At 71.2% G+C, this 13,945-nt stretch carries 12 protein-coding genes; 5 read left to right on the forward strand and 7 right to left on the reverse strand.

Annotated elements, in window-relative coordinates:
• Positions 1–5: 5 nt before the first annotated feature.
• Both AB0Q90_RS20700 and AB0Q90_RS20705 read right to left on the reverse strand, forming a co-directional pair.
• On the reverse strand, positions 6–1,253 hold the full coding sequence (locus AB0Q90_RS20700; protein ID WP_363160015.1) for a M14 family metallocarboxypeptidase: 1,248 nt from the start codon (positions 1,251–1,253) through the stop codon (positions 6–8).
• Positions 1,250–3,190, reverse strand: a complete 1,941-nt coding sequence (locus tag AB0Q90_RS20705) for a Xaa-Pro dipeptidyl-peptidase (protein WP_363160014.1) — start codon at positions 3,188–3,190, stop codon at positions 1,250–1,252. The genes AB0Q90_RS20700 and AB0Q90_RS20705 overlap by 4 nt, the downstream gene beginning before the upstream one ends.
• A 188-nt stretch (positions 3,191–3,378) precedes the next feature.
• Here AB0Q90_RS20705 and AB0Q90_RS20710 point away from each other — a divergent pair, with 188 nt between their 5' ends.
• Entirely contained in the window at positions 3,379–4,878 is a 1,500-nt protein-coding gene (locus AB0Q90_RS20710) for a M1 family metallopeptidase (protein ID WP_363160013.1), read from the forward strand.
• 19 nt (positions 4,879–4,897) lie between these two features.
• Here AB0Q90_RS20710 and AB0Q90_RS20715 read toward each other — a convergent pair whose 3' ends face one another.
• The 3 genes from AB0Q90_RS20715 to AB0Q90_RS20725 are packed head-to-tail and all read right to left on the reverse strand — an operon-like array spanning position 4,898 to position 7,825.
• Positions 4,898–5,833: an adenosine kinase gene (locus tag AB0Q90_RS20715; RefSeq protein WP_363160012.1), complete on the reverse strand. Its 936-nt coding sequence runs from the start codon at positions 5,831–5,833 to the stop codon at positions 4,898–4,900.
• Positions 5,830–6,318: a macro domain-containing protein gene (locus tag AB0Q90_RS20720; RefSeq protein WP_363160011.1), complete on the reverse strand. Its 489-nt coding sequence runs from the start codon at positions 6,316–6,318 to the stop codon at positions 5,830–5,832. Before AB0Q90_RS20720 ends, AB0Q90_RS20715 begins: the two co-directional genes overlap by 4 nt.
• A 40-nt stretch (positions 6,319–6,358) precedes the next feature.
• Positions 6,359–7,825 carry an amino acid permease gene (locus AB0Q90_RS20725; RefSeq protein ID WP_363160010.1) on the reverse strand — a complete coding sequence of 489 codons (1,467 nt, stop codon included), beginning with the start codon at positions 7,823–7,825 and terminating at the stop codon, positions 6,359–6,361.
• Between the two features lie 223 nt (positions 7,826–8,048).
• Between AB0Q90_RS20725 and AB0Q90_RS20730 the strand changes: the two genes are divergently transcribed.
• Entirely contained in the window at positions 8,049–8,765 is a 717-nt protein-coding gene (locus AB0Q90_RS20730) for a MerR family transcriptional regulator (protein ID WP_363160009.1), read from the forward strand.
• Here the strand turns inward: AB0Q90_RS20730 and AB0Q90_RS20735 are convergent.
• Complete coding sequence (locus AB0Q90_RS20735; RefSeq protein WP_363160008.1) at positions 8,742–9,467, reverse strand: SDR family oxidoreductase; 726 nt, start codon at positions 9,465–9,467, stop codon at positions 8,742–8,744. The genes AB0Q90_RS20730 and AB0Q90_RS20735 overlap by 24 nt on opposite strands.
• A gap of 137 nt (positions 9,468–9,604) precedes the next feature.
• Between AB0Q90_RS20735 and AB0Q90_RS20740 the strand changes: the two genes are divergently transcribed.
• Genes AB0Q90_RS20740 through AB0Q90_RS20750 form a run of 3 tightly spaced genes read left to right on the forward strand, consistent with a single transcriptional unit; the run spans position 9,605 to position 13,190 of the window.
• Positions 9,605–10,627 (forward strand): ABC transporter permease, encoded by a 1,023-nt coding sequence (locus AB0Q90_RS20740; protein ID WP_363160007.1) that lies wholly within the window; start codon positions 9,605–9,607, stop codon positions 10,625–10,627.
• A 36-nt stretch (positions 10,628–10,663) separates the two neighbouring features.
• The gene (locus AB0Q90_RS20745; RefSeq protein ID WP_363160006.1) at positions 10,664–11,716 is read left to right on the forward strand and encodes a sugar ABC transporter substrate-binding protein; all 1,053 of its coding nucleotides are present in this window, start codon (positions 10,664–10,666) and stop codon (positions 11,714–11,716) included.
• A 1-nt stretch (position 11,717) separates the two neighbouring features.
• Entirely contained in the window at positions 11,718–13,190 is a 1,473-nt protein-coding gene (locus AB0Q90_RS20750; RefSeq protein ID WP_363160005.1) for a sugar ABC transporter ATP-binding protein, read from the forward strand.
• On the opposite strand, the gene AB0Q90_RS20755 is transcribed toward AB0Q90_RS20750, so the two are convergent.
• Entirely contained in the window at positions 13,182–13,922 is a 741-nt protein-coding gene (locus AB0Q90_RS20755) for an IclR family transcriptional regulator (protein WP_363160004.1), read from the reverse strand. The genes AB0Q90_RS20750 and AB0Q90_RS20755 overlap by 9 nt on opposite strands.
• Positions 13,923–13,945 lie beyond the last annotated feature (23 nt).

Raw genomic sequence — 13,945 nt, forward strand, 5'->3', positions numbered from 1 at the left:
CCGTTTCAGCAGTCGGTGTCGGGCTCCGCCGCGGTGAGGTGGTACGGGGCGCGCTCGTCGAGGAGCAGCGGGACGAGGGCGCGCAGGGACTGGCGGAGCGGGACGTACGTGCCGTTCGTCCGCACTCCGTGCAGGGCGAGTTCGTCCTTCACCTGTGCGTACTGGTCGGTGGTGAGCCGGTAGCCGCAGGGCGGGTCCTGGATCACCTCGGCGGGTTCGGGCGGGTCGTTGTCGGCGCCGCCGACGTAGACCGGTCCGGTGTCGCGCCAGCCGGCCAGCCGGGCCGCGGAGGTGGCCGCGTCGACCTCCGCTCCCCGCTCACCGGCGAACCCGAACAGGCCGTCCAGTGCCGAGAGTTGGGAGTTGACCCGGCGCAGGTTGTTGACCGGCTCCGGCACGTCCGTCAGCGGTTCCACGCGGCTTTCGATGAGCAGGCCGACCGCGTGCTTGATTCCGGACATGTTCCGCAGGATGCGTTCCTGGCCGTCGCCGGCGACCTGCCGGATCGGTTCGCCGGTGACCGGGTCGGTCCAGATTCCGTATGTCCCGGTGGTGTATCCGTCGGCCTCGGCCGCGGGCCGGACGTAGTCCAGCGACAGGGCCTGGGCCTCCTCGTGCACGGCGGGCGCGGTGTTGAGGTTGCGCGGCCACAGGTCGAAGAGGTCCTTCTCGTAGTACAGGGGTGTCCCCCCGTACTCGTGCAGGTCGTAGATCACGTCGGGCCGGCGGTCGCGGACGACCGCGGCCAGCGCCCGGCCCTCGGCCGTGCGGAGGGCGAGATGGTCGCGGTTGATGTCGACGCCGTCGCCGTTGCCGCGGGTGTCGGCGGCCCGGCCGTCGGGGTTGGCGGTGGGCACGACGAGCAGGGTGGTGTTGCTGAGGAACCGCCGAGTCCGCTCGTCCTCGGCATAGGCCAGATCGCGGATCGTGGTCAGACACGCCTCGCGGCCCGAGGGCTCGTCGCCGTGCTGGCTGCACACCAGGAGCACCGTGCGGGTGCTGGGCCGGGTGCCGATCCGGACGAGCTGGAGCGGACGGTCCTGCTTGGTGGTGCCGATCCTGCTGATCGACACGCGGTCGCTCGCCTCGTCCACGGCCGCGAGGAAGTCCTGCTCCTCGGGCTGACTGGTCCAGCGGGCGCCGCCCGACTCCTCGAAGCCCGTGCGCGGCGGGGTGTCCGCCGCGTGCGCGGGAATCGACAGCAGCGGGGCGGCGAGTGCGGCCGCGATCACCGCGGCGATACGGGACTTCACGAGGCCTCCGGGACACGCTGGGCGGCGCGCGGATCGCGTACGCCGTCGAGGACGGCCTCGCTCGGGGCGGCGACCGTGCCGGAGGTGGCCTCGCGGAATGCGTCGGCGCCGCCGACCAACGGCACCCGGGCCGAGGTGCGGGACAGATCGAGTGTCAGCGTCGGCGTCGTCGAGGGCGGTTCGATGAGGTCCTGGTCGGTGCCCGCGACGATCAGGGCGAGCCGGTGACCGGCCGGGACGACATGGTCGGTGGCCGCCAGGTCGAGGGTGATGGTGTACGGCCTGCCGGGCGTGAGGGGGGCTCCCCCGGTCGAGGCGAGGTCGGCCCAGCCGCGGCTGACGATGTTGTAGTCGACGTCGGCCGTCTTCGCCGCGGTCTCCTTGAAGCAGGCGCTGTCACCGGTGGTGCTGGCGCCCCAGCAGGTGCGCTCGGTGAGGGTGGTGATGCCCTCGCCCGCGGTGGCGTAGTCGCGGATGGTGTCGGGGCCGAGGTCCACGAGCACGGCCGAGAGATGGGCCGTCGAGGTGCTCGGGGTGGCGGTGACGGTGACCTTTGAGGAGCCGGACAGGCGCAGGTCGCGGGTGAGCGGCCCGGTCGTGAAGCCCGCCTTGTCGGGGGTGGGCTGGTCGATGTGGGCGGCCCAGTCGGTCTCGTCGTGCTCCGGGTTGTCGGTGAAGGTCTCGGTGCCGGAGCCGGTGGTGAGGCCGAGGGTGCCGACGCCCGCCTGGGTGCCCCGGCCGGGCCTCAGGCTCACGGTGTCGGTGGCGCGGGGCGGCCAGGCCTTGGAGGTGACCCACTGGTCGGGATGGCGCTCGATGTCGGCCATCGGCTCGTCGTCGATGCCGTTGTCGTAGCCGAGGAGTTCGTGGTCGAACCAGCGGTGCAGGGTGTCCACCCACTCGGCGCGGCGGAAGTCGAAGGGGTCGACGTGGCCGACCTGGGAGAGCCAGATCTTGCGCTCGACGCCGTTCTTCGCCAGGGCGTCCCACCACTGGCCGAAGTGCTTGGTGCGGACGTTGAGGTCCTGCATGCCGTGGATCACGAAGACGCTGGCCTCGACCTGGTCGGCGTCGGGCACGTAGTTGCGCTCGCTCCACAGCGGGGTCCAGGCACCGGTGCGCGGGGCGCCGGCGACGATGCGCTGCTGCACGGCGGCGCAGCGGGCGCGGGCGTCCGGGCTCTCGACGTAGTTCGACAGCCAGTCGGGGCCGGAGTCGAAGAGCGGGGCGCCCTTGGCGAAGTAGTAGTCGTACCAGGAGGAGATGGCGCCGATCGGGACGATCGTCTCCAGGCCCTCGACCCCGGTGGCGGCGACGCCGTTGGCGATCGTGCCGTCGTAGCTCTTGCCGATCATCCCGGTCTTGCCGTTGGTCCAGCCCGTCGCGTTGGCGCGGGTGGTGCCGGTGCGGGTGGTGTAGCCCTTGGCGCGGCCGTTGAGCCAGTCGACGACGGCCTTCGCGGACTGGATGTCGGAGCGCCCGCCGACGTCGACACAGCCGTCCGAGCGATTGGTTCCGGCCAGGTCCACGCCGACGAAGGCGTAGCCGCGCGGCACGAAGTAGTTGTCGTAGAACAGCGGCATCTGGACTACGTTGCCGTTCGCGTCGTACGTCTTGCGCTGGCCCTCGTTGCCCCGCCCGCAGCAGGAGTAGTACGGGCTGGCGTCCATGATGACGGGTATCTTGCGGCCCTGCTGGGCGGGTTCGCGGGGGCGGACGATGTCGACGGCGACGCGGTCGCTCTTTCCGTCGCCGTCGCCGTCGAGTCCGGTGTCCACCCATACGGCTTCGCGGATGGCGTTGTCGTAGGAGTGGACGGGTTCGCTCGTGCGCGGGCCGGCGTGGGCCGCGGCGGGCGTGAGGAAGGTGGCCATCAGGGCGGCCGTGGCCGCCGTCGCGAGCGGTCTCCAGATCGTGAAGCGCATGCGTATCGGCATGCGCGGACGGTACATCGGTCAACTCCCGTGCAGAAGAGGGCAACCGGACGCGGAAGTGGTCCGAGGGAGCTGTCGGCCCGTGTCGGCCGAATGGCGATCGTGTGACAGCCGCGCCTGTGGACACGTGCGGGGCACAGGTAGTGAATAAGCTTCGAACAGCCTTCGGTCCCCTACGACTTGGAGCTTTCGTGCACCGCAGATTCTTCACGCCGGGCGCGCTCGCGGCGGCCACCGTGTTGCTGGCGATCCCGGCATCGGCCGCGAGTTCCTCCCCCGGCACCCCGGGTATCGGCGACCCCTACTACCCGGCCTACGGCAACGGCGGATACGACGTCTCCCACTACGACCTGCGCCTGAAGTACCAGCCGGAGACGGACCGGCTGGAGGGCACCGCCACCCTGCTGGCCCGCACCACCCAGGACCTCTCGCGGTTCAACCTGGACTTCCTGCTCGACGTCGGCGAGGTCCGGGTCAACGGCGCGAAGGCGTCGTTCACCACCTCCGGAGAGCACGAACTGGAGATCACCCCGAAGACCCCGCTGGCCAAGGGCTCGCACATCACCGTCGTGGTGCGCTACAGCGGGGTGCCGTCCGCGGAGCAGGCGTACGGCTTCACCAGCTGGCACCGCACCCCGGACGGCGGTGTCGCCGCCAACGAGCCCGAGGCCGCCTGGTGGTGGTTCCCCAGCAACGACCACCCGCTCGACAAGGCCACCTACGACGTGTCGGTGGCGGTGCCGGACGGCACCCAGGCCATCTCCAACGGCACGCTGCAGTCGACCAGTTCACGGCTCGGCTGGACCCGGTACAACTGGCGCTCCAACAAGCCGCAGGCGACGTATCTCGCCACGCTCGCGGTCGGGAAGTTCGACATCACGACCGGCCGGACCGAGAGCGGGATTCCGGTCGTCAACGCCTACAGCAAGAACCTGGGCGACAACTACAGCGCGGCGCGGGCGAGCATCGAGCGGACCGGGGAGATCGCCGACTGGCTGGCCGAGTACTTCGGACCGTATCCGTACAACGCGCTCGGCGGATACGTGCCGAACACCACCACCCGGTACGCGCTGGAGACACAGACCCGGCCGTTCTACAGCCCGGCCAGGTTCGCGAACGGGACCAACACCTACGTGGTCGTGCACGAGTTGGCGCACCAGTGGTACGGCGACCTCGTGTCGGTCGCCGGGTGGAAGGACATCTGGATCAACGAGGGCTTCGCGCGCTACTCCGAGTGGCTGTGGTCGGAGCACGAGGGCGAGGGGACGGCGCAGGAGATCGCCGACTACGTGTACGCCTCGCGCGCTGCCGACGACCCGTTCTGGACGGTCCGGCCCGGTGACCCGGGGCCGGAGAACCAGTTCCACATCGCGGTCTACGACCGGGGTGCGCTGGCCCTCCAGGCGCTGCGGAACGAGATCGGCGACGACGCGTTCTTCGCGATCCTGAAGGGCTGGCCGCAGAAGTACGCCCACGGCAACGCGACCGTGGCCGACTTCGAGGCGTATGCCGAGGAGGTGTCCGGGCAGGCGCTGGGCACGCTGTTCGACACCTGGCTGTTCCAGCCGTCGAAGCCGTCCGCGCCCGCGGCACGCGCCGCGTCCCTCGCGCCGGAGACGGCTGCTCCCGCGCAGCCGAAGTCGTGGAAGAAGCTCGCGTCGACGGGCGACATCCACGAGCACGAGGAGTAGCACCCGGTGCGGGCGCGGCTCAGGCCTCGATTCCGGTCGGGGTGTGGGCCGCGCCCACCGGCTCGGACCATGCGAGAAGGTCGCTCCGGCTGATCGCGTCGGCCCGTGTCGAGGGCACCGTGCAGGCGTAGGCGCCCGCCACGGAGCCGTACAGGGCGCAGCGGTGCGGGGGCTCGCCGTTGAGGAAGCCGAAGACGAAGCCGGCGGCGAAGGAGTCGCCCGCGCCGTTGGAGTCGACCACCGGTGCCGGAGGCGTGACCGTCGGGATGTGGGTCACTTCGCCGTCGGTGAGCAGATACGCGCCCTCGGCCCCGGCCGTGGCGACGACCGCCTTGGCGCGGCCGTGCTCGGCGATGCGGCGCATGGTGCCCTTCGGGTCGGTCAGGGCGGTGGTGGAGAGGAAGACGACGTCGGCCGAGAAGGCGAAGGCCTCGTGGTAGGGGTTCTCGCCGTCCCAGTTGTGCAGGTCGGTCGAGATCGTCGCGCCGCTGTCGGCCAGGACGGGCAGGGCCTGGGCGCAAGGGTGGGTGATGGAGACGTGGACGTGCCGGCTCGCCTCCGCCAGGGCGCGGACGGTGTCCTGCGGGAGGCGGTCCTCGGCGTGCGCGCGGCTCGTGTCGTACAGCGACAGCCGCCGTCCGTCGGGGCCGACAAGGTTGACCGCGCGCTTGGTGCCGAGCGGCTGCGGAACGGCGGTCAGCGCGATGCCGTGGTCGTCGTGCAGGGCGCGGACCAGGTCGCCCTCGGGGTCGTCGCCGAGGAAGTCGAGGTGGTGGACGCGCAGGCCCAGCGTGCTCAGGCCGAGGGCGACGAAGTCTCCCGTCTGGCCCGCGCGCGTGCGGACGCCGTCCTCGATCATGTAGCTGTCGGCGTACGGGAGCGGAAGCTCCGGCACATGGACGATGGTGTCGACGCCTGCCCCGCCCAGTACGAGGACGTCGGTGTCACGGCTCAACTCTGCCCCTCCCCATGGTCGTAGACCGTGACGGGGATCCCCCGCCGGACGAGCCGCTGCTCGATCAGCGGTTCGACGCGGGACCACTTGCCGCCGGCCAGACCGCACCCTATCCGGGGCATGTGCACGGAGGCGCCGAGTTCGGCGGCCTTGTCCGCGAGGCGGTCCAGCGCCGCGTCGATCGCCTCGTAGCGCACGGGGACGCCCTTGCTGCCGGTCCGTATGCCGCGCTGGCCGACCATGTTGGCCACCCACACGTACGGCTCGACCTGGACGAACTGGGCGGCTCCCAGGCCGAAGTCGTTCGTGGCGCGGTCGCGGTGCCAGGCGCGGTAGGCCTTCTCCGGTTCCGGCCAGCGGCGGGACACGGCCAGCACGAAGCCCTTGCCCCAGCCCCCGATGTCGTTGCAGACATGGGCGATCAGCTTGACGCCCTTGACCGACGGAACGGTGGCGTCACCCCGGACGTAATTGATCTCCGACATGACGCCACCGTAGGCGGTGCCACTGACAGTGGCTCCTGAATTACTTCGTGAGCTCGGCCAGCTCCTGGTCCTCCGTCTTCGCGACCCGGCGCCGGACGGCGAACCAGCCGGCGACGAGCATCGCGGCGATCACCGGGATGAGCAGGAGGGTCTTGCGGCCGACCTCGGGGTCGTTCCACATCAGGCCGAGGACGGCGAGCAGGAAGGCGATCGTGACGATCTCCGTGACCGGGCTGCCGGGCAGGCGGAAGGAGGGGCGGGCGACCAGGCCGGCCTTGGCGCGGCGGACGAACAGCAGGTGGCAGATCATGATGATCACCCAGGTGCTGATGATGCCGAGGGAGGCGACGTTCAGCACGATCTCGAAGGCCTGGCTCGGCATGAGGAAGTTCAGGCCGACGCCGAGCACGCAGACCGCGCAGGTCAGCAGGATGCCGCCGTAGGGGACCTGGCTGCGGTTCATGCGGGCGGTGAACTTGGGGGCCGAGCCCGCCATCGCCATCGAGCGCAGGATACGGCCGGTGGAGTACAGGCCGGAGTTGAGGGAGGACATAGCCGCCGTCAGGACGACCAGGTTCATCACGTCGGCCGCGCCCTCCACGCCGATCTTCGACAGGACGGTGACGAAGGGGCTCTCGTCGGCCGAGTAGACCGAGCCGGGGAGCAGCAGGGCCAGCAGGACGACCGAGCCGACGTAGAACAGGCCGACGCGCCACATGATCGAGTTCACCGCGCGCGGGACGATCTTCTCCGGCTCGGCGGTCTCGCCGGCGGCGACGCCGACCAGCTCCAGGGCGGCGTACGCGAAGATCACGCCCTGCATGACCAGGACGACGGGCATCACACCGTGCGGGAGGATGCCGCCGTTGTCGGTGATCACGCTCAGGCCGGGCGTCTGGCCGCCGACCTCGTGCGAGGTGGCCAGCAGGAAGATGCCGATCAGCATGAAGCCGACCAGGGTGGCGACCTTGATGATCGCGAACCAGAACTCCATCTCGCCGAAGATCTTCACCGAGATCAGGTTCACGGCCAGGACCACCGCGAGGGCGGCCAGGGCGAGCACCCACTGCGGAATGTCGGTGAACATGCTCCAGTAGTGCGTGTAGAGCGCGATGGCGGTGATGTCGGCGATACCGGTCGTCGACCAGTTCAGGAAGTACATCCAGCCGGCGACGTAGGCGCCCTTCTCACCGAGGAACTCGCGCGCGTACGACACGAAGGAGCCCGAGGAGGGGCGGTAGAGGACCAGCTCGCCCAGGGCCCTGACCACGAAGAAGGCGAAGATGCCGCAGACGAGGTAGGCGATCGCGAGCGCCGGGCCCGCGTTGTGGAGGCGTCCTCCGGCGCCCAGGAAGAGGCCGGTGCCGATCGCGCCGCCGATGGCGATCATGTTGACGTGGCGGGCCTTGAGGTCCTTGCTGTAGCCGGCGTCGCCCGCGTCCGCGGGGGTCCCGGTCGCCTGGGGGTGGGCGGCGACCTGTGCCGTGTCCACGGCGTCCTTGCTCACAGGTGGTACCACTCTCTGGTGCGCCCGGGCGGGGGTGGGCCCGGGTGTCCTTACATAGATGTGGCCCGTACCGCGCGCGTACGCGGCACAGACCAAGGCAGCACCTTCCCACGCCGATCACTCCATATGCGGTGGTTCATGTCACAGAGCGTTGCTTCTCACATGGTCATCGGGGCCTGCCGGGAGGTTTCACAGCACTGGTGAGACAGCGATACTGCTGCACATGACGACCGAGGCCGAGCAGCTGACTCTCACCATCGACGAGCTCGCCGCGCGCGCGGGCGTCACGGTCCGCACGGTGCGCTTCTACGGCACCAAGGGGCTGCTGCCGCCGCCGGTGATCGGTCCCCGCCGGGTGGGCCACTACGGCAGGGAGCACCTGGCGCGGCTGGCGCTGATCGAGGAGCTCCAGCAGCAGGGCATGACCCTGGCCGCGATCGAGCGGTACGTGCAGCAGCTGCCGCCGGACCTGAGCGCCCACGACCTCGCCATCCACCGGGCCGTGGTGGCCTCCTGGGCGCCGGACGCCGTGGAGACCGTGACCCGGGCGGAGCTGGAGCGACGAGCCGGCCGTGAGCTGGGCGACGAGGACGTGGAGCGGCTCGCCGCGATGGGGGTGCTCGGCGCCGACGGCACCACGTACCGGGTGGACGCGGGTCTGCTGCGGCTCGGCGTGCGGCTGCTGGACGTACCGCTGTCGCAGGAGGCGATCCTCGCGGCGCGCGGCGTCCTCATCGAGCACTCCCGCGCCGCCGCCCACGAGCTGTCGCAGCTCTTCCGCGGCGAGGTGTCCCAGCGCGCCGCGCAGGACGTGAAGTCGCTCTCCGCGGACATGCAACCCCTGGTGGTGCAGGCACTGTTGACGACGTTTCAGCGTTCGCTCAAGGAGGAGCTGCGGGAATGGCTGAGCAGCGGGTCACAGGTAGGTGGATCCGCCTGACACGTTGAGCGTCTGTCCGGTGAGGAAGCCGCTGCCCTCGTCGACGACGTACAGCAGGGTGGAGACGAGGTCGCAGGGCTCCTGCGTGCGCCGGACCGCCTGTCCGGCGCGGACGTCCTCGAAGCCGCCGTCCGCGCCGACCGTCCGCTCGGCCGTGGGCGTGCGGACCATGCTGGGCGCGATCGCGTTGACGGTGATGTCGTAGGGCGCGAGGGCACCGGCCAGGGCGCGGGTGAAGCCGATCAGGCCCGCCTTGGAGGCGACGTACGGCACCATCGTGGGCGGCGCGGTGAACACGGCCGCCGAGGCGATGTTGACGATACGGCCCCAGCCGGCCGCCTTCAGATACGGCAGCGCGGCCCGGGTCACCAGGAACGGCGCCTCCAGGTTGACGCTCATGATCCGGCGCCAGTCCTCGGGCGTCGTCTCCTCGAAGGGCTTCGCCGGATAGACGCCCGCGTTGTTGACGACGACGTGCAGCGTGCCGAACCGGTCGATGAGCCGCTCAAGGCCCTCGCCTATCTGCGTCTCGTCGGTGACGTCGCCGACGAGTTCCACGTAGTCCAGGATCCTTCCTGCGGTCTCCGGCTGGGGGACGAGGTCGAGCCCCGCGACCCGGTAGCCGCGCCCGGCGAGCGCGACGGCGAACTCCTGTCCGAGGCCCTGTGCCGCTCCGGTCACCAGGGCGGTACGCGTCTCCATGCAGGCGAGTGTGACGAGCCGTCAGGCCCTGGGCAAGGGCACCCATTTCATTCGCCGGAACGCCGTGGTTGCCGCCCGCGTCCGGGGGATCGACGCTGCGGGGCGACCCAGCACCGGCCGTAGGGAGCCGTGTTCCGATGACCGAGACCGAGCGTGCCGTGGACGACGCCGAGCGCGCCCGTGAACGGGGGGCCGCGGCACACCGGCTGACACCCCGTCGGTTGGTGCGGGACGAGTTCGGGGTGCTGCTGGTGCTGGGTCTGCTGATCGCCGCGATCGGCATCCCGTACCCGGACTTCCTCGACACGGGCAATCTGCTGTCCACCGCGCACAACTCGGTCTACATCTCGCTGATGGCGTGCGGGATGGTGTTCGCGCTGGCCATGCGCGAGGTCGACCTGTCGGTGGGCGGCACTTACGCGATGTGTCTGGTGGTCGGGGCCCTGTTGGTGCGGGACGGTGTGGCGCCCTGGCTCGCGGTGCCGGTGGTGCTGGTCACCGGGACGGTGCTGGGGGTGTTCAACGCCCTGGTGACGACCTTGCTGGCGCTGCCGTCGTTCATCGTGACGCTGGGCACGCTGATGCTGTACCGGGGCGTCGGGCTCGCGCTCGCCGACGGCAAGCAGATCACCGATCTGCCGCTGGACGACTCCTTCTTCACCTTCGCGGGTGGGGATCCGGGCGGCGTGCCGTTCGCGCTGTGGGTGCTGCTCGCGGTGATGACCCTGCTCGCCGTGGTGCTCGCCCGCACCCGCTTCGGCGCCCGGGTGCGGGCGATCGGGTCCAACCCCGACGCCGCCGCGTTCAGCGGCATCCCCGTCGTCCGCACCCGTGTCCAGGCGCTCGGCCTGTCGGGCCTGACCACGGCCTGCGCCGCCGCGCTGGCGCTCGCCTTCTACGGCGCGGGCGACCCGACGCTCGGCCAGGGCTACGAGCTCCAGGCCATCGCCGCCTGCATCATCGGCGGCACCCCGCTGGCCGGCGGGCGCGGCTCGGTGGTCGGTGCGGTCGCCGGGGCGATGATCCTGTCGGTCGTGGCGGCCGGGCTCGTGTTCTTCGAAGTCCCCATCAACTGGACGTCGTTCGCGACCGGCGGGGTGATCCTGCTCGCCGTCGCGGCGGACAGCGCGCTGCGCCGCAGTGGACGTCGCCGCAAGTGAGCCGGAAGCCCTGACGCACCCCCCTTGGAGGCCGTGATGCACCCCCAATTCCGTATGGTGGCCGCCGCGTTGGTGCTGTTCACCGCCGTCGGCTGCGGCAACGACGGCCCCGGCGGCGACGGCGAGCTGGACATGGGCATAGCGGTGGCCAACATCTCGCTGAACTTCGCCCACGAGATGGTGCTCGGCGCCGAGAGCGCGGCCGCCCAAGCGGGTGACGTCGACTTCAAGGCCGTAGGGCCGCCGAACACGGACGGGCCGGCCGAGGTGCAGCTGTTCCAGAACCTCACCACGCGCGCGAAGGACGGCATCGTCCTGGAGAACCTGGACCCGCCGATCTTCACCCGCCCCGCCGCCCGGGCCGTGGACCAGGGCATCCCGGTCGTCGCCCTGGACACCTCCCCCACCGACGGCAGCAAGGTCACCTTCTACGTCGGCAACGACAACTACGCACTGGGCGAGTTGATGGCGAAGGAGGCGCTGAAGCGGCTCGGCGACGATCCCGAGGGGGAGATCGTGGTCGGGGTGCCGAACCCCGGAACCCCGGTGCTGGACAACCGGGCGCAGGGGATCATCGACACGTTCAAGAAGGAGGCACCGGGGGTCGAGGTGCTGGGCCCGTTCCAGACGTACAGCGATCCCGGGCAGAACCACAGCTCCTGGTCGGCGCAGGTCAACGCGCACCCCGACGCGCTCGCCTTCCTCGGTGTGGGGGACGCCGACAGCTACAACCTCGCCAAGATCAAGAAGTCCCGGAAGGGCACCTGGCTGACGGCCGGCTTCGACGTCGACCCCAAGACGCTGGACGCGGTCAAGGACGGTTCGAACTTCGTCACCATCGACCCCCAGCACTTCCTCAAGGGCTATCTCTCCACGGCGATCCTGATCGAGTCGGTGCGCGAGAACGACGGGAAGCTGCCCGACGGCTGGCTCCTGTCGCCGGGCGCCGTCGTGGACTCCTCCAACATCGACGAGATCATCACCCGGCAGAAGTCGGCCGAGGCGGCCCACGACTGGTACAAGCCGACGATCGATGAGCTGCTGGGCGACCAGGAGGCCCAACTGCACCCGCTGAAGGACGCGCGCTGACATGTCGTACGGCGATGTCCTGGTGGCCCAGGGTCTGGTCAAGTCCTACGGCGGGGTACGGGCGTTGGACGGGGCCGGGATCCGGCTGCGGGGCGGCGAGGTGCACGCGCTGGTCGGGGAGAACGGGGCGGGCAAGTCGACACTGGTGCGGATCGTGTCGGGGGCGCTCGCGGCGGACTCCGGTGCGGTGCGCACGGCCCGGGACACGCGGATCGCCGTCGTCTCCCAGGAGTTGAGCCTGTTTCCCGACCTCACCGTACGGGAGAACCTCTTCCCGCACCGGCCGCCGCGCACCCGCCTCGGCCTGCTCGACCGGGGCGCGATGGACCGGGCGGCCCGGCCGGTCCTCACCGAACTGGGCCTGGACGTCGACCTGTCCACCAGGGTCGGCGAACTCACCCTTGCCGACCAGCAGTTGACGGAGATCGCGCGGGCACTGCTGCTCGACCCGAGGCTGCTGATCCTCGACGAGCCGACGTCGGCGCTGCCGGCCGCGGCCGTGGACCGGCTGGAACGGGTGCTGCGCACCCTCACCGGCCGGGGCATCGCCGTCCTGTACGTCACGCACTTCCTGGAGGAGGTGATGCGCCTCGCGCAGCGCGTGACGGTGCTGCGCGACGGGCGGATCGCGCTGCCCGGGGCGCACCGGTCCGAGGTCGACGTGCCCGACCTGGTGACGGCGATGCTGGGCGGCCGCCCCGAGCCGCCGGTGCGCCGGGCACGGGCCTCGGTGAACCTGCCGCCGCCGGTGGTGCTGTCCGGGGTGTGCGTGCCCGGACGGCTGGCGGACGTGACGTTCACGGTGCGGGCGGGCGAGGTGGTGGGGGTCGCCGGGCTGCAAGGGGCGGGCCATCTGGACGCGTTGGCGGTGGTGTGCGGGCGTACGGCGGTATCGGCGGGGCGGGTAGACGTCTGCGGGCGCGGACAGCCGCGCTCACTGCGGGACGCCGTCCGCGCGGGCGTCGCCTTCGTGCCGAGCGACCGCAAGCGGTACGGGCTGATGGTGGACCGTACGGTGTGGGAGAACGCCACCGCGGTGAGCTGGCTGGCGTTGGGCCGCGGCGGCATCGCTCCGCCTCGGGCCCAACTCGTGTGTCGCACACTCGCCCTGACGGAACGTCTGCGTCTGCGGGGCGGGCCCGAGGACCTGGTGGCCCGGCTGTCCGGCGGGAACCAGCAGAAGGTCGTGTTCGCCAAGTGGCTCGCCACCGAGCCGACGGTCGTGGTCCTGGACGATCCGACGCGGGGCGTCGACGTCGGGGTGCGCGCCGAAATGCACCGGATCGTCGGCGAGTTGGCGACGGGCGGAGCGGCCGTGCTGCTCGCCTCGACCGATCTCGCGGAGCTGACGGAGGTGTGCGACCGGGTGCTGGTGTTCGTACGCGGGCGGCTCACCGGCGAGGTGCGCGGGGAGCGGCTGACGGAGCATGCGCTGGCGGTGGCGATGCAGCGGGGTACGCCCGCGTCAGGCTGACAGGGCCCGGGTCAGTGCCTTCGCCGCCGCGCAGACCCGGGCGCCGACGCGGTCCACGTCCAGGCGCCGGGTGCCGCCGGTCACGGAGATCGCGGCGATCGGGCGGGAGTCGCGGCCGTGTGCGTAGACGGGGGCGGCGACGGCCGAGACGCCGATCTCGGCCTCCTCCAGGTTGACGCCGTAGCCGCGGGCCCGGGTGCGGGCCAGATCGCGGGCGAGCTGGCCGGGGAGCACCAGGGTGCGCGGGGTCAGGCGGGGCAGCACCGGGCGCGGTGGGCGCGGGTCCAGGGCGAGGAAGACCTTGCCGGTGGCCGTGCAGTGGGCGGGCAGCCGGCCGCCGGTGCGCGAGACGATCGGGGTGGCACGGCGGCTGGTGATCTTCTCCAGGAAGAGCGTGTCGGTGCCGTCCGGGACCGCCAGGTGCACGTTCTCGTGCGTGGCCTCGTGCAGATCTCCGAGGTAGGGCAGGGCGGCGTCCCGCAACTCCCGTACGGACAGCGCCGACTGGCCGAGCACGAAGAGGCCGAGGCCGATGCGGTAGCGGCCGTCGGCGGTGCGCTCGACCAGGCCGAGCCGGACCAGCTCGCCGATGAGACGGTGCGCGGTGGGTTTGGGCAGGCCGGTGCGCAGGGCCAGTTCGGCGAGGGTGAGGGCGGTACCGGAGTCGCCGCAGGCGCGCAGCAGCGCCGCACCGCGCGCGAGCACCGACTTGGGCGGCGGGCGGTCGTTCATGGACCGATGGTGGTGGCTCGCGC

Source organism: Streptomyces sp. NPDC079141 (assembly GCF_040686775.1).
In the GTDB taxonomy this organism is placed as follows: Bacteria; Actinomycetota; Actinomycetes; order Streptomycetales; family Streptomycetaceae; genus Streptomyces.